Source organism: Methylobacterium sp. J-059 (genome assembly GCF_022829485.1).
Lineage (GTDB): Bacteria > Pseudomonadota > Alphaproteobacteria > Rhizobiales > Beijerinckiaceae > Methylobacterium.
In genome coordinates, this window is the sequence record NZ_JAKSYA010000055.1 from 1 (window position 1) to 20,329 (window position 20,329).

19 protein-coding genes are annotated in these 20,329 nt (G+C 72.6%); 11 read left to right on the forward strand and 8 right to left on the reverse strand.

Annotated features, from left to right (window positions below):
- Positions 1–70: 70 nt before the first annotated feature.
- Entirely contained in the window at positions 71–394 is a 324-nt protein-coding gene (locus MKK55_RS05920) for a hypothetical protein (protein ID WP_147729311.1), read from the reverse strand.
- Between the two features lie 182 nt (positions 395–576).
- Here MKK55_RS05920 and MKK55_RS05925 point away from each other — a divergent pair, with 182 nt between their 5' ends.
- The 6 genes from MKK55_RS05925 to MKK55_RS05950 are packed head-to-tail and all read left to right on the forward strand — an operon-like array spanning position 577 to position 8,171.
- Entirely contained in the window at positions 577–831 is a 255-nt protein-coding gene (locus MKK55_RS05925) for an acyl carrier protein (protein WP_147729314.1), read from the forward strand.
- Complete coding sequence (locus tag MKK55_RS05930) at positions 828–2,036, forward strand: acyl-CoA dehydrogenase family protein (protein WP_243933730.1); 1,209 nt, start codon at positions 828–830, stop codon at positions 2,034–2,036. Before MKK55_RS05925 ends, MKK55_RS05930 begins: the two co-directional genes overlap by 4 nt.
- On the forward strand, positions 2,036–3,007 hold the full coding sequence (locus MKK55_RS05935; protein WP_243933732.1) for an amino acid--[acyl-carrier-protein] ligase: 972 nt from the start codon (positions 2,036–2,038) through the stop codon (positions 3,005–3,007). Before MKK55_RS05930 ends, MKK55_RS05935 begins: the two co-directional genes overlap by 1 nt.
- 4 nt (positions 3,008–3,011) lie before the next feature.
- Positions 3,012–3,980, forward strand: a complete 969-nt coding sequence (locus tag MKK55_RS05940; protein WP_243933734.1) for a DUF1839 family protein — start codon at positions 3,012–3,014, stop codon at positions 3,978–3,980.
- 11 nt (positions 3,981–3,991) lie between these two features.
- Positions 3,992–6,439, forward strand: coding sequence for a glycoside hydrolase family 2 protein (locus tag MKK55_RS05945; protein ID WP_243933736.1), 2,448 nt, complete (start codon positions 3,992–3,994; stop codon positions 6,437–6,439).
- 7 nt (positions 6,440–6,446) lie between these two features.
- Positions 6,447–8,171: a thioesterase gene (locus MKK55_RS05950; RefSeq protein WP_243933738.1), complete on the forward strand. Its 1,725-nt coding sequence runs from the start codon at positions 6,447–6,449 to the stop codon at positions 8,169–8,171.
- A gap of 324 nt (positions 8,172–8,495) precedes the next feature.
- Here MKK55_RS05950 and MKK55_RS05955 read toward each other — a convergent pair whose 3' ends face one another.
- Together MKK55_RS05955 and MKK55_RS05960 are read right to left on the reverse strand one after the other, a co-directional pair.
- A complete protein-coding gene (locus tag MKK55_RS05955) occupies positions 8,496–9,050 on the reverse strand; it encodes an ATPase (RefSeq protein ID WP_243933740.1) in 555 nt (184 codons plus the stop codon).
- 116 nt (positions 9,051–9,166) lie between these two features.
- Positions 9,167–9,358, reverse strand: a complete 192-nt coding sequence (locus tag MKK55_RS05960) for a hypothetical protein (RefSeq protein WP_243933742.1) — start codon at positions 9,356–9,358, stop codon at positions 9,167–9,169.
- Between the two features lie 281 nt (positions 9,359–9,639).
- Here MKK55_RS05960 and MKK55_RS05965 point away from each other — a divergent pair, with 281 nt between their 5' ends.
- The 4 genes from MKK55_RS05965 (at position 9,640) to rimM (ending at position 12,569) form a co-directional block, all read left to right on the forward strand.
- Positions 9,640–9,855 (forward strand): glutathione S-transferase, encoded by a 216-nt coding sequence (locus MKK55_RS05965; protein WP_147728734.1) that lies wholly within the window; start codon positions 9,640–9,642, stop codon positions 9,853–9,855.
- A gap of 4 nt (positions 9,856–9,859) precedes the next feature.
- The gene (gene ffh, locus MKK55_RS05970; RefSeq protein WP_147844507.1) at positions 9,860–11,425 is read left to right on the forward strand and encodes a signal recognition particle protein; all 1,566 of its coding nucleotides are present in this window, start codon (positions 9,860–9,862) and stop codon (positions 11,423–11,425) included.
- Positions 11,426–11,529: 104 nt separating this feature from the next.
- On the forward strand, positions 11,530–11,892 hold the full coding sequence (gene rpsP, locus MKK55_RS05975; protein WP_147728730.1) for a 30S ribosomal protein S16: 363 nt from the start codon (positions 11,530–11,532) through the stop codon (positions 11,890–11,892).
- 11 nt (positions 11,893–11,903) lie between these two features.
- The gene (rimM, locus tag MKK55_RS05980) at positions 11,904–12,569 is read left to right on the forward strand and encodes a ribosome maturation factor RimM (RefSeq protein WP_243933743.1); all 666 of its coding nucleotides are present in this window, start codon (positions 11,904–11,906) and stop codon (positions 12,567–12,569) included.
- A 33-nt stretch (positions 12,570–12,602) separates the two neighbouring features.
- Here the strand turns inward: rimM and MKK55_RS05985 are convergent, their stop codons facing one another.
- Together MKK55_RS05985 and MKK55_RS05990 are read right to left on the reverse strand one after the other, a co-directional pair.
- The gene (locus tag MKK55_RS05985) at positions 12,603–14,909 is read right to left on the reverse strand and encodes a PAS domain-containing protein (protein ID WP_243933744.1); all 2,307 of its coding nucleotides are present in this window, start codon (positions 14,907–14,909) and stop codon (positions 12,603–12,605) included.
- Between the two features lie 5 nt (positions 14,910–14,914).
- On the reverse strand, positions 14,915–15,721 hold the full coding sequence (locus MKK55_RS05990) for a Crp/Fnr family transcriptional regulator (RefSeq protein ID WP_147727551.1): 807 nt from the start codon (positions 15,719–15,721) through the stop codon (positions 14,915–14,917).
- Positions 15,722–15,877: 156 nt separating this feature from the next.
- Between MKK55_RS05990 and MKK55_RS05995 the strand changes: the two genes are divergently transcribed.
- Positions 15,878–16,939, forward strand: a complete 1,062-nt coding sequence (locus MKK55_RS05995; RefSeq protein ID WP_243933745.1) for an MBL fold metallo-hydrolase — start codon at positions 15,878–15,880, stop codon at positions 16,937–16,939.
- 54 nt (positions 16,940–16,993) lie between these two features.
- On the opposite strand, the gene MKK55_RS06000 is transcribed toward MKK55_RS05995, so the two are convergent.
- From MKK55_RS06000 to MKK55_RS06010, 3 genes are read right to left on the reverse strand one after another with little or no spacing between them, the layout of a single operon-like run.
- Positions 16,994–17,878, reverse strand: a complete 885-nt coding sequence (locus tag MKK55_RS06000) for an EamA family transporter (RefSeq protein WP_409566023.1) — start codon at positions 17,876–17,878, stop codon at positions 16,994–16,996.
- A gap of 4 nt (positions 17,879–17,882) precedes the next feature.
- Positions 17,883–19,196: an ATP-dependent protease ATPase subunit HslU gene (gene hslU / locus MKK55_RS06005; protein WP_147843262.1), complete on the reverse strand. Its 1,314-nt coding sequence runs from the start codon at positions 19,194–19,196 to the stop codon at positions 17,883–17,885.
- Positions 19,193–20,278, reverse strand: a complete 1,086-nt coding sequence (locus MKK55_RS06010) for a hypothetical protein (RefSeq protein WP_243933746.1) — start codon at positions 20,276–20,278, stop codon at positions 19,193–19,195. The genes hslU and MKK55_RS06010 overlap by 4 nt, the downstream gene beginning before the upstream one ends.
- Positions 20,279–20,329 lie beyond the last annotated feature (51 nt).

The window sequence follows — 20,329 nt, forward strand, 5'->3', positions numbered from 1 at the left end:
AGCGTCATAGATATCTCCAAAAGCTTCGAGACCCGAGGATCGTGTGGTCGCGGGGCCGGGGCCGATCGCGTCACACCTTGTTTTGCGGCCCGCTTTTTGGTGCGGGCTCATCGGGCCCGCTTTTGCGATGCCCCCAGTGCCCGAGCACTGTGTGCGAACCGGTCCACCCGAGCAACGTCGAATCCTCCTCGAAGACCTCGTGCGACGCCGCTGTTGCATCACGGCAACGAATCGAGTGACCTTTAGCCAGCTTGCATACGGATGTAGCGATCTGGCCCGCGCAACCGACCACGGAAGCCGTCGAAACACAGATCCTGCCGGCACTTCGCACATGGATTGTGCGCAATGTCGTCAATTCGATCTGCGGCGTGCTTTCGATCGCCGCTTCGCGCATCGCCGCCTCGCCTCCGGCGAATCCTGTCTCGCGGTGCGAAGGAGCGAATACCGACTTCCAGCGCGATAGACATCAAAGCTTTAGAATTCACCAATTATTAAGTTAACTTTATTGAAGAGTAAGAATTGACGACGACAGTCCAAGGCTTCAGGTTCGAGATGGATCAGATGGTGTTGCGTGCAATGATTTCCTCTCACGACATTCGCGAAACGCTCGGTGGAATCGAGTCCCTGTCCGGCCAAGTCGACCGGCTCTCGGACGACGACGATCTGTTCGACAAGGGCCTGTGCTCCTTCGGATCCGTGCAGCTGATGCTCGCGCTCGAGGAGCGGTTCAACATCGAGTTCCCCGATCATCTCTTGAACCGGGCGTCGTTCGCGACGATCCGCGCGATCCGCAGCACCGTCGCGACGATCGCCCAGCCGGTGGACGCATGAGCGCGCTCGCCAAGCGGGTGCCCCCCGAACCGGTTCTCGCTCCGCCGGCCTTCGCGGAGCGCATCCGCCGGGTCGCGCAGGTCGCCGCGCTCCATGCGGACGCCGTCGATCGCGAGGGGCGCTTCCCCGCGGAAGCCGTCGCCGCGCTCCGCGAGGAGCGGCTCCTCGGGATCCAGATCCCGGAGGCGTTCGGCGGCGAGGGGGCCGACATGAGCCGGCTGGCGGAGGCCTGCTTCGGCCTGGGGCAGGCCTGCGCCGCAACCGGGATGGTGTTCGCGATGCACCAGATCAAGGTCGCGAGCCTCGTCACCCATGGCGGGGAGAGCGCCTGGCACCGCGCGCTGATGCAGCGGGTGGCGGAGCGGCAGCTGCTCGTCGCCTCGGCGACCACCGAGGGCGGCATCGGCGGCGACCTGCGCAACAGCCTCTGCGCGGTCGAGGCCGAGGGCGACGCGTTCGCCTTCCGCAAGGACGCCACCGTGATCTCCTACGGCGCCCACGCCGACGTGATCCTCGCCACCGGCCGGCGCCATCCGGACGCCGCCTCCTCCGACCAGGTCCTTGTCGCGCTGACGGCCGACCAGATCACCCTGGAGCGGACCAGCCGCTGGGACACGCTCGGCATGCGCGGCACCTGCAGCGACGGCTTCCTGCTTGCCGCCCGCGACGTGCCGATCGCCCAGATCCTGCCGAAGCCCTTCGCCGAGATCGCGGCCCAGTCGATGCTGGCCTCCTCGCACCTGCTGTGGAGCAGCGTCTGGTTCGGGATCGCGAGCCATGCCGTCGACCGGGCGCGGACCTTCGTCCAGGCCGAGGCCCGCCGGCGGCCGGGCACGGTGCCGCCGGGCGCCCTGCGTCTCGCCGAGGCGACGAGCGCGCTGCAGGCGATGAAGGGGACCATCCAGGGCGGGCTGCGCCACTACGCGGAAGCCCAGGGCGCGCCCGATCTGCTCGGCTCGATCGGCTTCGCGGTGGCCTTGAACAACGTGAAGACCACCGCCTCGACCGCGGCCGTCGCCATCGTCCAGCTGGCGCTGGGGATCGTCGGCATCGCCGGCTACAAGAACGGAACCCCGTTCAGCCTCGGCCGGGCGCTGCGCGACGTGATGTCGGCGCCGCTGATGATTAGCAACGACCGTATCCACAGCAACACCGCCAACCTTCTGCTGGTGCAGAAGGGCAACGGCCAATTCCTGAGCGCGTGATGGACAGCTTGGCCACCCCGACCCTCGCCGCGCCGCTCGAGACGAGCCCGTCCCAGGCGGATGCGGCGGAACCGCGCTCGTTCCTCGACCGCCTGTTCGACCGCGGCCACCTGGTGCGCACCGGGATCGACGGGCTGTACGGGCGCGGCGGCGACTTCGAGAGCGTGGTCGAGGCGCTCGACGCCCTCGTCTCGCGCCTCGGCGCGGCCGACGGCGCCGAGCGGATGCGCTTCCCGCCGGGCATGAGCCGCCCGGCCTTCGAGCGCAGCGGCTATCTCAAGGGCTTCCCCAACCTCGCCGGCACCGTGCACAGCTTCTGCGGCGACGAGGCCGCCCACGCGCGCCTCCTCGCCTGCGTCGAGGCCGGGCGGGACTGGACCCAGGACCAGGCCTGCACCGACATCGTGCTGACGCCGGCCGCCTGCTACCCGCTCTACCCGGTCGCCGCCGCGCGCGGTCCCCTGCCGGCCGGCGGCCTGCTGTTCGACCTGCAATCCTACTGCTTCCGCCACGAGCCCTCGGTCGAGCCGACCCGGATGCAGATGTTCCGCATGCGCGAGTACGTGCGCATGGGCAGCCCCGAGCAGGTGCTGGCCTTCCGCGAGGTCTGGCTCGAGCGCGGCACCGCGATGATGCGCGCCCTCGGCCTGCCGCTGGCGGTCGACCCGGCCAACGACCCGTTCTTCGGCCGCGCCGGGCGGATGCTGGCCAACAACCAGCGCATGCAGGGGCTCAAGTTCGAGCTCAACGTGCCGGTCAACAGCGAGGCCCCACCGACCGCCTGCCTGAGCTTCAACTACCACCAGGACCACTTCGGCAGCACCTGGGAGATCGGCCAGGCCGACGGCGCCGTCGCCCACACCGCCTGCGTCGGGTTCGGCCTGGAGCGGATCACGCTCGCGCTGCTGCGCCACCACGGCCTCGACCTCGCCGCCTGGCCGGCGGACGTGCGCACGCAGCTCTGGGGCTAGGACGGTGCCGGCCGCCCTCGCCCTCGACCGTGCCCCGGACGCCGCCCCCGAGCCGGCGCCCCACCCGCTCCACGCCCCGGCCCGCGCCTGGCCGGAGACGAACTGCTACGTCGACCTCTGGATCGAGCTGCTGCACGCCCGCGGGCTCGAACCGGAGGGGATGCTCGGCTTCACCCTGCGCCAGGATTTCGAGGGCGACCAGTTCACCTTCTTCAAGCCGGCGATGGCCGACATCGAGGCGCTCTACGGCCTGCGCCTGGAGGAGCTCGCCGTCTACGACGGGCTCGAGCGCCACGCGAGCGTCCAGGTCGCCCGCGGCTGCCCGGTGCTCGTCGAGGTCGACGCGATCCACCTGCCCGACACCGCCGGCACCACCTACGGGCGCGAGCACGCCAAGACGACGATCGCGATCCTCGGGCTCGACCCGCGGCGGCGTACCCTCGACTACCTGCACAATGCCGGCCGCTTCCAGCTCGCCGCCGACGACTACGACGGCATCTTCGGCCCTGCCCTGCTGGCGCCCTACGCCGAGTTCGTGAAGGTGGTCGCCCCGCCCCTGCCGCCTCGCGCGCTGCGGGCGGCGGCCGGCACGCTGCTGTGCGGGCATCGCACCCGCGCCCCGCGGACGAACCCCGTGAGCGCCTTCCAGGCGGCGCTGGAGCAGACCGGCGAGGCCCTCGTGCTGCAGCCGCTCTCGGTCTTCCACCGCTACGCCTTCAACACCACACGCCAGCTCGGGGCCAACTTCGAGCTTCTCGGCAGCCACCTCGCCTGGCTCGACGCCGCGGGGCTGGCCGATCTCGCCACCGCGGCGGAGGCGGCGACGCGGCTGGCACAGGAGACCAAGGCGTTCCAGTTCCAGCTCGCCCGCGCCTTCGGCCGGCGCAACGCCGCGCCGCTGGCGGCCGCGCTCGAGCGCCCCGCCGCGAGCTACGACGCGGTCTTCTCCGCCCTCGACCGCGCCCTGCGCTGAGGGACGGCGCCGTGGCCCGCCTCCACGCCGTCGACGGCATCCCGGCCCGCACGATCGAAGGGCCGTGGTCCCTCGTGGTGACGGCGCCCGGTGCCTGCGCCGGGTCGGGCGAGGCGGCGAGCCTGCCGGGCTGGATTTCGGCGGAGGTCCCCGGCACCGCGGCCGCCGCGCTCCGTGCGGCCGGCCTCTGGTCGGAGGCCGAGCCGACGCCGCTCCACGGGGCGGACGTCTGGTACCGCACCGCGCTGACCCTGCAGGGCCGCGAATCCCTCCGCTTCAAGGGGCTGGCGACGCTCGCCGAGATCTGGGTCGACGGCGTGCTCCGCCTCGAGACGCGCTCGATGTTCCTCGCCCACGCCATCGCGGTCGAGGGGACGGGCACGGTCGAGCTCGCTCTGTGCTTCCGCGCCCTGCAGGCCGAGCTCGCCCGGCCCAACCGGCGCGGGCGCTGGCGCCCTCGCCTGGCGACGCCCGGAGCGCTGCGCCACGTCCGCACCAGCCTGCTCGGCTTCATGCCCGGCTGGTGCCCGCCGATCGACACGGTCGGCCCGTACCGGCCCGTCACCCGGACCGCGATCGGTCCCGGTCGTCCGTACGTGCTGTCGGTCGACCTGTGCGCCGCGCTCGACGGCGGCACCGGCCGCCTGCGCCTCGGCCTCGCCCTCGCCGATGCCGGAGGCTCCCGGCTGACGCTCCGCTGCGCCGGGGCAGAGGCGGTGATCGAGGCCGACGCGGCGGGCGGCTTCGCCGGCGAGGTGCTGATTCCCGAGGTCGCCTTGTGGTGGCCGCACACCCACGGCGAGCCGCGCCTCCACGCGGTCGAGGCCGAGATCGACGGCCATGTGCTGGCGCTCGGTCGCGTCGGCTTCCGTACGATCGCGCTGGAACGGCCGTTCGCCGAGGGCCTGAGCCTGACGGTCAACGGCGTGCCGGTGTTCTGCCGCGGCGCGTGCTGGACGCCGGCCGACCTCGTCGGCCATTCGGCCGAGGCGTGCCGCCCGCTGCTGGCGCTCGCGCACGAGGCCGGCATGAACATGCTGCGGGTCTCCGGCATCACGCTCTACGAATCCGACGCCTTCCACGACCTGTGCGACGAGCTCGGCATTCTGGTCTTCCAGGACCTGATGCTCGCCAACTTCGACTACCCCGTCGACGATCCGGCCTTTCGGGAGCTGCTGCTCGCCGAGATCGACGGCTTCCTCGACCGCACCCAGGCCTCGCCCTCGCTCTGCGTCCTGTGCGGCGGCAGCGAGGTCGCGCAGCAGGCGGCGATGCTCGGGTTCCCCCAAGACGCCTGGACCGGGGGCCTTGCCGACGACGTCCTCGCCGCCCGCGTCGCCCGCCTGCGGCCGGACCTCGTGGTGGTGCCGAACTCGCCCTTCGGCGGGGACCTGCCGTTCTCGACCGAGGCCGGGCTCGCCCACTATTACGGCGTCGGCGCCTATCGCCGGCCGCTGGAGGATGCGCGCCGCGCCGAGGTCGGCTTCGCCTCGGAATGCCTGGCCTTCGCCAACGTGCCCGAGGACGCGACGCTGCGGGAGGCTGACCTCCTAGACCCCGCCGGCCCGGCCTGGGCCGCGGCGATCCCGCGCGACCGCGGCGCGGATTGGGACTTCGAGCAGGTCCGCGACCACTATCTTCGGACGCTGTTCGGGCTCGACCCCGAGACCTTGCGTCGCGACGACCCGGACCGCTACCGCGCGCTCGCCCGCGCGACGAGCGCCGAGGTGATGGAGGCGGTGTTCGGCGAGTGGCGCCGGGCGCGCTCGCCCACCGCCGGCGGGCTCGTGTGGAACTTCCGCGACCTCGCCCCCGGGATCGGATGGGGCGTCGTCGATGCGGCCGGCCGCCCGAAATCGGCGTGGTACGCCCTCAAGCGCGCCTTCCGGCCCATCCAGCTGGCGATCTCGGACGAGGGCCTGAACGGCCTGCACCTCCACGTCCACAACGAGACGGCCGCGCCGCTGTCCGCAACGTTGCGGCTCGTCTTCAGCGATGCCGAGGGGCGCGTGGTGCAGCAGGCCGAGCGCGCGATCGCGTGCGATCCGCGCAGCTCGGGAACCTGGTCGAGCGCGACGCTGCTCGGGCGGTTCTTCGATGCCACCGGAAGCTACCGCTTCGGCCCCCCCGCGCACAGCCTCGCCCACGCGAGCCTGATCGGCCCGGACCGCGACGGCGTCCTCGCCGAGAGCTTCCACTTCCCGCAAGGGCGCGATCCGGCACCGCGCCCGATCGGGCTCGCCGCCGCGATCGAGGCCGGCGCGGCCGGTCCCGTCCTCCGGGTCGCGGCGGACCGCTTCGCGCTCTGCGTGCGGATCGAGACCGAGACGGACGCGCGTCCCGCCGACGACGGCTTCCATCTCGCGCCCGGCACGCGGCGGCGCATTGCCCTCGTCGGGGACGGCCGTCCGCGCGGGATCGTCCGGGCCGTCAACACAAACGAGATCGTGAGGTTCTAAAACCTTGATGATGCACGCTCCCTTGCCGCAGCGCCTGTCGCCCCTCGAAGCGGAACCGGTCGTGATCGACGGCCTGTTCGGATGGTTCAGCCCGGGCATCGGCCGGCGCGGCGTGATCCTGTGCGGTGCGACCGGCTTCGAGCAGCTCTCGGCGCATCGCCCGTGGCGGGCACTGGCCGGACGGATCGCCGCCACCGGCTGCGCGACCCTGCGCTTCGACTATCCGGGCGAGGGCGATTCGGCGGATGCGGGCGCCGGGACGCTGGCGGCGTGGCGCGATGCGGTCCGCAGGGCGGTGCGCTTCCTGCGCGAGGAACCGGGGGTGACGGAGGTCGTCCTCGTCGGCCTGCGGCTCGGGGCGACGCTGGCGGCGCTCGTGGCCGAGGAGGGCGGCGTCGACCGGCTCGTGCTGATGGCGCCGTGCCGGACCGGGCGCGGGTACCTGCGCGAGATGAAGCTGCGGGCCCCGGCGGTGAACCAGCTGTCGGACGGCACCGCGCCGGCCGAGATGCCCGGTCGCCTCTCGGTCGGCGGCTTTCCGATCGGCCCGGAGCTCGCGGCCGACCTTGCGCGGATCGACCTCGCTTCGGCGACGGTCCGGCCGGCGCCCGAGATCCTGATCCTCGGCGCGGAGACCGACGCCCTCGCCAAGCGCTACGCCGCGCTCGGCGCCGCGGTGACGGCGGGCGCCCTGCCCGGCCTCGCCCAGCTCGTCGGCAACCCGCTGTTCTCGGAGGCACCCGAGGCGGCCTTCGCCGAGGTGGTCGCCTTCGCGACCGCAGGCGCCCTGCCCCGGCCGAATTCGGCGCGCGCCGTCGCGGCGCCCGCCCATCTTGCCGGAGGCGGCTGGCGGGAGGAGGCGGCCCGGTTCGGGCCGGGGCTGTTCGGCATCCACGCCCGGCCGACCGGCCCGTCGACGGGGGCGCCGACGGTCCTGTTCATCGCCGCCGGCCTCAGCGCGCATTCCGGCTGGGGCCGTCAGGCGACGCGGATGGCCCGCGTTCTCGCGGCCGAGGGCGTGCCGTCGCTGCGGATGGATCTGGCCGGGGTCGGCGACAGCGCGGATCGGCCGGGCGGCGCCTCGCCGATGTTCTCGGCCGACACCCTCGACGATTTCCGCCACGCCCTGGACCACCTCGAGGCGCAGGGCGCGAGCCGGGTCGTCCTCGTCGGCAATTGCAGCGGCGCCTACGCGGCGTTCCAGGCGGCGTGGCGCGACCGCCGGGTCGCGGGCGCGCTGCTGGCCAACCTCTACTGCTTCGACTGGCACCCGGACGACGACGTCGACGCCGTCGTGCGCCGGACGGTGGGAAGCGCCGCGACCTATGCCGCCCTGCTCCGGCGCGGCAGCACGTGGCGCCGCCTGCTCAAGGGCGAGGTCGGCGTCCGGGCGATCGGCAGCGTGCTCCTGCGCCGCGGCCTGTGCATGGCCGAACGCCGGTGGAAGGCGCTGTTCCGTCCGGCGCCCGAGGGCGGCAGCGTCGCGCGCCGGATCGCGGCGATGCGCCGGCGCGGCGCGCCTCTGCGCCTCGTCTACGCGGTCGGCGATCCCGGGATCCCCGCCCTGCGCAGGCATGTCGGCCGCACGCCGGAGCGGGCCGCCCGGCGCCTCGGCGCGCCGGTCGCGATCATCGCGGGCACCGACCACAACCTCGCGACGCCCGCCGCGCAGGCCGAGCTGGCCACGATCCTGCGGGACCTCGTCGCCACCGTCGTCGCGAGTCGCCCCTGACGCCCCGCCGGCCGCGCGGCCGCGGGGGGCGGCGAGACAACGCAGGCGAGGGGCTTCACAGGGCGGGTCCCACCGCCTACCTTCGGGGTCCCAGCAACGAACGAAAGGAGGTGATCCAGTGTCTCATTGTCATCAGCCGCTGTCTTCGGCTTACCGGACCTGGACCGTCGCCTCCGGCGCCTCCTTCTAAGGGCGCTCGAGCCGCACACTCGGGACAGTTTCGGCCGGACCGCGGTTCGGCAATGGAAGGGCCGCCCTCACGGGCGGCCCTTCGGCTTTTCGGGGGGCACGGCGATCGCGTCGCCGTGCCGATGCGAAGCCGGTTCAGCGCTTCTGGAACAACGGCTGCGCCAGCGCCTCGGTGCGGGCGCGCCACAGGTCGCGCTCCTCGCGCATCGCGTCGAGCTCGTCGCGGATCTGATCGCGCTCCCCCCGGAAGTGATCGCGCTCGGCGCGGATTTCCTGGAGGGCGTTCATCTCGATCTGCACGTGGTTGCGCAGCTCGCGGATCTCCTGGGCGAGCAGGGTCTGCAGCTCGCCGTGGCGGTCGGCCTCGAGCCGAAGCTTGGCCTTCAGCATCAGGTTCTCGGCCATCAGCTCCGAGACGTCCTCGGCGTCCGAGTTCGAGCGCGGGGCCTCGGCCGGCTGCTGCACGATCCGGGGCGACCAGGCCTGCTCGGCGGCGCGGGCCTCGGGGCGCGGCGCCGGGCGCGCCTCGGCATGGCGCGCCTCGACTTGGCGCGCCTCGACTTGGGGCTGTGCCGGGGCCTGGGCGGCGGGCGCCTGGGCCTTCATGGCGGCGAGCCAGTCGCGCAGCGGGCCCGGGGCCGGGCGTCCACCGGACTCGTAGGGTGGCAGGTTGCGGGCGGGGTCCGACATCGGCATGTCCTCAACGATCGAGGCCATTCAGCGCCGAACATGCTTAACGATCGGTAAAGGTTAACGCCGTCTCGCCGTCCGATCACGGGAATGTGGGCCGGATCCCGCCCTGCCCCTCAGCCCGCGCCCTTCTCGATCTCCTGGTCGCTCTCCTGGTCGACGTTCTGCTCGCGCTCGTCGAAGGTGTAGCCTTCGAGCCAGTCCGCGCTGTCCTGCGAGCCGGCCGGGTAGGGGTCGGCCGAGAGCGGCGCGCCCTGCTTCTTGGCCGCCCTGCCCTCTTCCACGATCTTGGCCGATACGTATGCCATGCGGGTCTCCTCCTTGGCGCCTTGGTCTTCCGAAGGTGGGAGGACCGTGCGAAAAGGCGAGCCCGGCCGTCGGCGGGGACGACGGACCGCTGCAGATCCGTCGCGAAATTGACTTTTCGCGTGAGCTTCCGTATCGCCCGGCGCATCCGACGTTCTTCGTCGACTCCGAAGCCGACCGGTCCACCGAGACCGGAGGTCAACGCCCGACAGCGCGTCCGCGCCCTCGGGCGTGCTCGGCGTTGGCGGCAGCGTCCTCACGAAGGCCGTCCTTGACCCACGCCATGACCCCATCCGCCGCCCTGCGCATCGAGGATGCCGTGAACGAGGTCTGCCCCTGGTCGGGCAAGCCGATCGCGGCCGATTCGCTGACGCTGTACAACGGCGCCGTGGTCGGCTTCTGCAATCCGGGCTGCCGGGACAAGTTCGCCCGCGCGGTCGGCGCCTTCGAGGATGCGTTCCAGGCGCGTCGCGCCGCCGCGTCGGGGCTGGACCAGTAGCGCCATGTTCGAGGGCCTTTCCGACCGCCTGTCCGGCATCCTCTCCGGCCTCACCCGCCGGGGTGCGCTGACCGAGGCCGACGTCACCGCCGCGATGCGCGAGGTCCGCCGCGCCCTGCTCGAGGCCGACGTGGCGCTCGAGGTGGTCCGCGGCTTCACCGACGCGGTGCGCGAGAAGGCCGTCGGCGCCGTCGTGCTGAAGTCGGTGACGCCCGGCCAGATGGTCGTGAAGATCGTCAACGACGAGCTCGTGGCGATGCTCGGCACCGACGCCGCGGTGATCGACCTGAACGCGCCCGCCCCCGTGCCGATCCTGATGGTCGGACTGCAGGGCTCGGGCAAGACCACCACGACGGCCAAGATCGCCCGCCGCTTGTCGGACCGCGAGAAGCGCAAGGTGCTGCTCGCCTCGCTCGACACCCGCCGTCCGGCGGCGATGGAGCAGCTCGCCGTCCTCGCTGGCCAGGTCGGCGTCGCCTGCCTGCCGATCGTCGCCGGCCAGTCGGCGGTGCAGATCGCCAAGCGCGCGATGGATGCCGCCCGGCTCGGCGGCTTCGACGTGGTGATGCTCGACACCGCCGGCCGCACCACGGTCGACGAGGCCCTGATGCAGGAAGCCGCCGAGGTGAAGGCGGCGACGAAACCCCACGAGGTCCTGCTCGTCGCCGACGCGCTCACCGGCCAGGACGCGGTCAACACCGCCCGCGCCTTCGACCAGCGCCTCGGCGTCACCGGCATCGTGCTCACCCGCATGGACGGCGATTCGCGCGGCGGTGCGGCGCTCTCGATGCGCGCCGTCACCGGCAAGCCGATCAAGCTCGTCGGCACCGGCGAGAAGGTCGACGCGCTGGAGGAGTTCCACCCCTCCCGCGTCGCCAACCGCATCCTCGGCATGGGCGACATCGTCTCGCTCGTCGAGAAGGCGGCCGAGACCATCGACCACGAGCAGGCGCTCCGCACCGCGGAGAAGATGCGCAAGGGCAAGTTCGACCTCGACGACCTGTCGATGCAGCTCGCCCAGATGGAGAAGATGGGCGGCATCGGCGGCCTGATGGGCATGCTGCCCGGCATGGGCGCGATGAAGAAGCAGGTCGAGGGCGCCAACCTCGACGAGAAGATGTTCAAGCGCCAGCGCGCGATCATCTCCTCGATGACGGCGCAGGAGCGCAAGAACCCCGATCTCCTCAAGAACTCCCGCAAGAAGCGCATCGCGGCCGGCTCGGGCACCAAGGTCGAGGAGCTGAACAAGCTCCTGAAGATGCACCGGACCATGGCCGACATGATGAAGGCGATGGGCTCAGGCAAGCGCGGCATCGGCCAGGCGCTGGGCTCGATGTTCGGCCTCGGCGGCGGCGGGATGCCGGGCGGCATGGGCGGGATGCCCGGGCTTCCCCCGGGGATGCCCGAGCCGACGCCGGAGCAGATCGAGGCGATGCAGAAGCAGTTCGGCGGCAAGCTGCCGCCGATGCCCCCCGGCCTCGGGGGCGGCGGCAAGATGCCAGGCCTTCCGGGTCTCGGCGCGCCGAAGATGCCGGGCCTCGGCGGCTTCCCGTTCGGGAAGAAGAAGTAGGGCGAATGGGGAGTAGCGAATAGCGAACGGGGCTTTCGGCCATCTGTTCGCTACTCACTACCCACGATTCGCCGATCGATCGAAGCAAATCAGGAGCTGAAGACATGTCCCTCAAGATCCGCCTCACCCGTGGCGGCGCCAAGAAGCGCCCGTACTACCGCATCGTCGTCGCCGACGCCCGCGCGCCCCGCGACGGCCGCTTCATCGAGAAGGTCGGCGCCTACGACCCGATGAAGGCCAAGGACGACCCGGCCCGCATCGTGCTCGAGGCCGAGAAGATCACGGCGTGGCTCGCCAAGGGCGCGCAGCCGACCGACCGCGTCCTGCGCTTCCTCGACGCCGCCGGCCTCGCCAAGCGCCCCACCCGCAACAACCCGCAGAAGGCCGAGCCGGGCGAGAAGGCCAAGGAGCGCGCCGCCAAGCGCGCCGAGAAGGCCGCCAAGCCCGCCGAGGACGCGGCCGCTTAAGGAGCGCCAGCATGCGTCGTCCCGCAGGCCCATCCCGCGGCGACGGCGCGCGCCGCGGCGCCATCGCGCCCGGCACTCAGACCTCGCCGCGGCCCACGCCCGCGGCGAAGCCGGCTCCCGCCGCGATCGATCCGAGCCTCGTCGTGATGGGCGAGTTCGGGCGGGCGCAGGGGCTGAACGGCGAGATCCGCCTGAAATCCTATACCGGCGACCCGCAGGCGATCGCCGGCTACGGCCCCCTCGTCGCGGCCGACGGCCGGACGTTCGAGCTGACGAGCGTGCGCCCGGCGCCCGGCTCCTCGCCCGACCTGCTGATCGCGCGGGTGCGCGGCGTCTCCGACCGGACCGGCGCGGAGGCGCTGAACCGGACCCTCCTCCACGTCCCCCGCGAGCGCCTCGGCGACCCCGATGAGGACGAGGTCTTCACCGCCGACCTCGTCGGGCTGCTGGCGATCGATGCCGCCGGCACCGTGCTCGGCACCATCGTCGCCGTGCCGAACTACGGCGGCGGCGATCTCCTCGAGATCAAGCCCGCGCAGGGTGGCGCCACCGCGCTGCTGCCCTTCACCAAGGCCTTCGTTCCCGAGCTCGACGTGGCGGCCGGGCGCGTCGTCGTCGCTCCGCCGGAGGATTTCTTCGCGCCGCCCGGCCCGAAGCCCGCGGACGATCCGGGCTGAGCGGAGCCTCGGCGTGCCCGGCGGCGATCCGCCCTACGCTTCCATCAATCCGCTGAGCGGCGCCGTGACCGTGCAGGTGACGCCGGTTTCCGGGTAGGCCAGCGCCACCGCGCCGCCGATCGCGCCGACGAGGCCGCGCTCGATCAGCCGGGTGCCGAAACCCTTGCGGCGCGGCTCGACCACCGGCGGACCGCCCTGCTCGCGCCAGAGCAGGTGGATCACCGCGCCGGGCCCCTCGCCCGCGACGTGCCAGCCCAGGACCACGCTGCCGCCCGGCACCGAGAGCGCGCCGTACTTGACCGCGTTGGTGGCGAGCTCGTGCGCCATCAGCGCCAGCGACAGCGCCGCCTTCGGGCCGACCGCGAGGTCGGGGCCGGACAGCCGGAACCGCTGCGGCCCGCCGTCGTCGTGGATGCTCAGCGCGCCGCTGAGCACCGCCTCCATCCCGGCGCTCTCGCTCTCGCCGGAGAGCAGGATGTCGTGGGCCTTGCCCATGGCCACGAGACGGGCCGACAGGGCCTCGCGCGCCGCGTCCAGATCGGTGACGTTGCGCAGGGTCTGCGTCGCGATCGCCTGGACCAGCGCCAGCGTGTTCTTCAGGCGATGGCCGAGCTCGTGGTGGAGGATGTCCTGCTGCGCCGCGGCGCGCTTGCGGTCCTCGATGTCGCTGATCGCCACCACGGCGCCGATCGTGGCGCCGGACGGGTCCTTCACCGCCTCGCCGACGATCTCGATCCAGCGGCGCGACCCGTCCGGCCGCTGGTAGTGCGCTTCCAGCTCGGCATGGTCGACCTCGCCCGCGGTGAGGCGGGCGAGCGGGTAGTCCTCCGGCGCCACCGGCGCCCCGTCCGAGCGGAAGGCGCGGTAGGCGCCGTAGCCGGCACGGTCTTCGGCGTAGAGGGTGGCGTGGCCGAGGATGCGCTCCAGGCGCGAGTTGCCGAACACGATCCGGCCGCTCGGGGCCTCGGCCAGCAGGATGCCCACCGGCATGGTCTGGAGCACGGTGTCGAGCTGCGCCTGGTTCTGGCGCAGGCGGCGCTCGGTCTCGTTGCGCCGGGTGATGTCGAGCATCGCCCCGATCATCCGCACCGCCCGGCCCGCGCCGTCGCGGATGATGTAGCCGCGGTCGATCACCGCGGCGTAGCTGCCGTCGCCCCGCCGGAAGCGGTACTCGTCGGTCCAGGTCTCGGTCGCGCCGTCGATCGCCGCATGGATGCTGTGGGCGATCCGGTCGCGGTCCTCCGGATGGATCTGGGCGAGCCACCAGGCGCCCTGCGGCGCGACGTCGGCGAGGTCGTGGCCGTGGGCCAGCATCAGCGCCTCGTTCCACCGGACCTGGTCCGCGACGAGGTCCCAGTCCCAGATCGCGTCGGTGGTGGCCCGCGCCGCCAGGCGATAGCGCTCCTCGGTCGCCTTCAGGGCGAGGTCGGCGGATTTGTGCTCGGTGATGTCGCGGACGGTGCCGATGAAGCGGACCGCGACGCCGTCCTCGAGGATCGCCCGCCCGCGGGCGGCGATCCAGCGCTGCGCGCCGGTGTCGGCCGCGATCACCCGGTAGTCGATGTCGAGCGCGCCGGTGCCGGCCAGGTCCATGGCCGCCCGGACCGCCGCGTCCGCGCGCTCCCGGTCGTCGGGGTGCAGGCCGCCGAGATAGGTCTCGGCGTAGGTGACCGGGCCGCGGGCCGGTACGCCGAACAGGGCGCGCACCCGCGCGTCCCAGCGCAGCTCGCCGCTCGCGAGGTCGAAGTCGAAGATGCCGATGCCGGTGGCTTCGACCGCGAGCCGCAGCTGCTCCTCGGCTAGCGCGCGGGCGGCGAGCGCCTGCTCGCGGTTCTCGATCGCCCGGCGCAGCTCGAGCTGGACCATCACCTGGCGCGCGAGGGCGCCGAGCGTCGCCATCTGCCGGTCGGTCAGCCCTTCGGGGCGCGGGACGGAGTCGATGACGCAGAGCGTGCCGAGGGCGAAACCCTCCTGCGTGTGCAGTGGCGCGCCGGCATAGAACCGGATCTGCGGATCGCCCGTGACCAGGGCGTTGTCGCGGGTCCGCGGATCGCGGGTCAGGTCGGGGATGACCAGGATGCCGTCCCGGCCCAGCGCGTGCGCGCAGACCGATTGCGACAGCGGCGTCTCGCACGGGTCGAAGCCGATGCGGGCCTTGAACCATTGCCGGTCCTTGGCGACGAAGCTGACGAGCGCGGTCGGGGTCTCGCAGGCCTGCGAGGCCAGCAGGACGATGTCCTCGAAGCCGGCCTCGGCGGGCGTGTCGAGGATGTCGTAGGTGTCGAGGGCGGCGAGACGCGCGTCGTCCAGCGGGTCGTCCGGCGTCGGTGCGGCGGTCATGGCGCTCAGGCCGCCCTTCCCTGCGAGGGCTGGCCGGCCGCAGACCCGCCGGCCGCGGCCGGGTCGACGGCCACCAGCGTGCCGTCGTCGCGATAGACCGCGCCCAGCACCTCCTCGAAATGACGGCGCACCCGGTCGTGGCACTCGCAGGCCGCCCGCTCCAGGGCCGCCCGGTCGCGGATGGCGATGCGGCCGCGCGACACCGCGATCATCCCGCGGTCGTGCAGGCCGCGCAGGACGCCGGACAGGTAGGTGCGGCGGACGCCGAGCATCTCGGCGAGCACGTCCTGGGTGATCGGCAGCACGTCGGTCGAGAGCCGGTCGTGCAGGGTCAGCAGCCACTTGGCGGCGCGCTGCTCGATCGGGTGCAGGGCGTTGCAGGCCACCGATTGCAGGAGCTGGGCGATCAGGCAGTCGGAGTAGCGCGTGAACAGGTTGCGCAGCGTGCTCGACGCGTGCTTGGCCGCCTGAAGGCGCCCCGCCTCCACGCGCAGCCCCGGGCCGCCGATCTGGACCACGGCGCGGCTGAAGGCCGGCAGGTAGCCCTGGCTGACCACGCCGCCGACCGCGCCCTCCCAGCCGACCGTCGCGGTCTCGGTCATGCGGCCGTCGAGCATGGTGATCGCCAGGGTGACCACGGTGTGGTCGCACGGGAAGGTGACGTGCGAGACCGGATCGCCCGATTCGAACACGATGTCGCCGCGCGCGAACTCGGCCGGCTCGGCGTAGGGCGCGATCAGCGCCCGGTCGGCGGGCTGGAGGGCGCGCAGCAGGAGGTTCCTGCCGAAGGACGTGGCGGCGGTGACGGCCATGGCGGGGCGGTTCGTTTCCCAGGTGCAACAAGGCCATAGCGCAGCGCGAGGCCGCCGTCTGTTCACAAGTCGAAGTTCGCGCAAGTTTTCGATGACGGACGGGCCGGCATCGGCATCCGCTTGATTCCGGGGCGGCGCCGGCCATGTGATCACGGCATGAAACGGCGAAGCCTGCTCACGGCCGCGAGCGCGGCCACGGTGATGACCCTGGGCGGCGTCGGCTACGCCGTGCACAGGCGCGGGCGCAACCCGTACTACCGCGGGCCGGAGAGCGACCACTTCGACGGGGTGCGGTTCTTCGCGCCCGGCCAGGTCGCCGACAAGGCCCTGGCCGACATCCTCCGCTGGAAGGCCGAGCGCGGCGGAACGGCGTGGCCCAAGGCCTATCCGAGCCCCTTCCCGGCCGACCGTCCGCCGGAGCGCGTCACGGGCCTGCGCATCGTGCTGATCGGGCATGCCAGCTACCTGGTGCAGGTCGCCGGCCGCAACATCCTGATCGACCCGGTCTTCGCCACGCGCGCGAGCCCGACGCGCTTCGCGGGCCCGAAGCGGGTCAACCCCCCCGGCATCGCCATGGCCGACCTACCGCCGATCGACGCCGTGCTGATCACCCACAACCACTACGACCATCTCGACGGGCCGAGCCTCGCGCGGATCTGGCAGGCGCACCAGCCGCTGGTCGTCGCGCCGCTCGGCAACGACACGATCCTGCGCGGCTACGACGACACGATGCATGTCGAGACCGCCGACTGGGGCGGCTCGGTCGATCTCGGCGACGGGGTGGCCGTCCACCTGACGCCGGCCTACCACTGGTCGGCCCGCGGGCTGAACGACCGGCGCATGGCCCTGTGGTGCGCCTTCGTGCTGACCACGCCCTGGGGCGTCCACTACCATGTCGGCGATACCGGCTTCGGCGACGGCGCGATCTTCCGGGACGTGCGTGCCCGCTTCGGGCCGCCGCGGCTGGCGACCCTGCCGATCGGCGCCTACGAGCCGCGCTGGTTCATGCAGGCGCAGCACATGAACCCGGCCGACGCGGTCGCCGCCCTCGACCTGCTCGGGGCGACCCAGGCGCTCGGCCATCATTGGGGCACCTTCCGGCTCACCGACGAGGGCATCGCGCAGCCGGCCGAGGCGTTGGACGCGGCGATGGACCAGGCCGGGCAGCCGCGCGCGCGCTTCCTCGCGCTGCGGCCGGGGCAGGTGTGGGAAGGCTGACCGCGGACGAACCACCCGCGTCGGTCACGGTGGAGACGCCCTCTCGATCGTCCGTCAGGCGGTCCGCTCCGTCGCGCTCGCCTTCCGGCCACCGGCGGTGATGCCGGCGGAGGCCGCGATGACGCAGCCGATCGCCAGCCATTGCAGCAGGGACAGGCGCTCGCCGAGCAGGATCAACGCCGCGAGCGCCGCGATCGCCGGCTCCAGGCTCATCATCACCCCGAAGGCCTGCCGCGTCAGCCGGCGCAGGGCCACCATCTCCAGCGAGTACGGCAGCGCGCTCGACAGCACGGCGATCCCGAAGCCGAGCGCCAGCGTCTCGGGATCGAGCAGGGCCGCGCCGGAGCTCGCCAAGCCGAACGGCGCCACCACGATGGCCGCCGCGAGCATGCCGAGCGACACCGCCTGCCCGCCGTCGACCCGGCCCGCGCGCTGCCCGAACACGATGTAGAGCGCCCAGGCCAAAGCCGCGACGAGGGCGTAGGCCACACCCGCCGGGTCCAGGCCGCAGGCCTCGCGCATCGGCAGCAGCAACCCGAGCCCGAGCACCGCGAGGCCGATCCAGGCGAAGTCGGCGGTTCGGCGCGAGGCCGAGAGCGCGACCGCGAGCGGCCCGAGGAACTCGATCGCCACCGCGGGCCCGAGCGGGATCGTGCGGAGTGCCAGGTAGAAGGTGAGATTCATCATCCCGAGCGCGGCGCCGTAGAGCGCGATGATCCCGGCCTCGCGCAAGCTCAGGCTCCGCCGCCACGGCCGCCACACCGCGAGCAGGATCAGGCCCGAGAAGCCGACGCGCAGGCTCGACACGCCGGCCGCGCCGACGATCGGGAACAGGCTCTTGGCCAGGGCCGCTCCGCTCTGGAGCGAGACCATGCCGGCGACGAGCGCGACGACGGGCAGGAGCGTCGCCGACGCGCCCGGCCGTTCGAGGCCGCGCACGGCGCTACAGGATGAACCGGCTGAGGTCGGCGTTGGCCGCCAGGCTCTCGACCCGGTCGCGGACATAGGCCGCGTCGATCGCCACCGTCTCGCCCGAGCGGTCGGTGGCGGTGAACGAGACCTCGTCGATGACGCGCTCGAGCACGGTCGAGAGGCGCCGCGCGCCGATGTTCTCGACCGAGCCGTTCACCTCCACCGCGACGCGGGCCAGCGCGTCCACCGCGTCGTCCGAGAAGGCCAGCGTCACGCCTTCCGTCTGCATCAGCGCCACCGTCTGCTTGAGCAGGCTCGCCTCGGTGGAGGTCAGGATCTGCTTGAAGTCCTCGACGGTGAGCGGCTGCAGCTCGACGCGGATCGGCAGGCGTCCCTGCAGCTCCGGCAGCAGGTCGGCGGGCTTCGAGACGTGGAAGGCGCCCGAGGCGATGAACAGCACGTGGTCGGTCTTCACCGGCCCGTGCTTCGTCGTCACCGTCGTGCCCTCGATCAGCGGCAGCAGGTCGCGCTGCACGCCCTCGCGGGAGACGTCGGCCGAGGACCGCCCCTCGCGGGCGCAGATCTTGTCGATCTCGTCGAGGAAGACGATGCCGTTGTCCTCGACCTCGCGGATCGCCTCGCGGATCAGCGCGTCGTCGTCGACGAGCTTGTCGGATTCCTCGGCGAGCAGGGGCGCGTAGGCGTCGCGCACGCTCATCCGGCGCGGCTTGCCCTTGGCGGCGCCGAACGCCTTGCCGAACATGTCGCCGAGGTTGACCGCGCCCATGGAGGCGCCCGGCATCCCGGGGATTTCGAACATCGGCAGGCCGGAGGACGGATTGCCGGCGAGCTCGATCTCGACCTCCTTGTCATCGAGCTGGCTGTCGCGCAGCTTCTTGCGGAAGCTGTCGCGCGTCGGCTGGCTCGCGGTCGGGCCGACCAGGGCGTCGAGGATGCGGTTCTCGGCCGCCGCCTCCGCCTTGGCCTTGACCGCCTTGCGCTTCTCCTCGCGCACGAGCCCGATCGCCACCTCGACGAGGTCGCGCACGATCTGCTCGACGTCGCGGCCGACATAGCCGACCTCGGTGAACTTGGTCGCCTCAATCTTGAGGAACGGCGCGCCGGCGAGCCGCGCGAGCCGGCGGGCGATCTCGGTCTTGCCGCAGCCGGTCGGGCCGATCATCAGGATGTTCTTCGGCGCGACCTCCTCGCGCAGCGGCCCGGTGAGCTGCTGCCGGCGCCAGCGGTTGCGCAGCGCAATGGCGACGGCACGCTTGGCGTCGTGCTGGCCGACGATGAAGCGGTCGAGTTCCGAGACGATCTCGCGGGGGGAAAACGTGGTCATCGCGCTCCGATCGGGTGCGGCAGCCGGTCTGCCAGGCGCGCGGGCAGGCCGCGCAGGACGACGCCCCGCATCGCGTGCCAGCCGGCGCTGAGCAGCAGGACGAAGGCGCCGAGCGCCAGGAAGCTCAAGGGGGCGGCCCGGTTGCTGAAGCCGGCGTCGCGGATCAGGGTTCCGAACGCGATCCCGGCATAGGTCAGGCCGGCCACGAGGATGGCGCGCCGGTCGGTGACCAGCGCCACCAGCGCCAGCAGCAGCACCACGCCGAGCACCAGGATCGCCGAGACCGTCGACGGTGCCTCGGCGTTCCGGAGGACCGTGGCGAGCATCGGATGCACGATCAGCGGGGCGGCGAGCAGGTGCAGCCAGAACGCGATGTCCGTGCGCCGGGTCTGGCGCTGGCGATCGCCGAGGTCGAAACGCATCGCCAGCGCGAAGACGGCGAGGCCCGCCGTGACCAGCAGCGCGCTGAAGGCGTCGGCATCGAGGGTCGGGACGAGGGCGAAGGCCAGCGCGAGCAGCGTGCCGGCGAGCGCGGCTGCGCCCGCCGCGATGGTGATCGGCACGGCAAAGCGCCGGTAATGCAGGGCGCAGAGCGCCAGGGTCGCGAGCGCCGCCCCGGCATAGGGAAGCGGTGCCGGCGCGCCCGATCCGCTCGGTCCCGGCAGGGCGCTGCCCCAGCCGATCGCGAGGCCGGCCATCGACGCGAGCGCCAGGAAGGACTCGACCGCGAAGATCGCCAGCAGGGCGATGCTCGGCAGCGCCATCCTGCGGCGGCGGGTGAAGAACTCCGCGAGCGCCCAGGCCAGGGCCGCGACGAGCACCCGGCTGCCCGTCTCGCCGAGGGTGTCGCCGGCCAGGAGCCAGGCCGCGCCCAGGAACAGGGCGATGCCGAGGGTGACGAAGATGTCGGCGAAGCCGGTGATGAAGCGCAGGCGCTCGTCGTCGTCCACCCGCTCGGGCACCGGCACCGCCTCCTCGCGGGCCAGCCGGTCCAGGGCCTCCACCTGCGCGGCGGTGAGGATGCCGCGGGCGACCGCGCGCGACAGGAGCGCGGGGTCGATCACCGGAGGGCCGGCGGGCACGGGGAGGGACGTCGCATCGCCCCGATCTAAGCGCGAAGCGGGACGCTTACC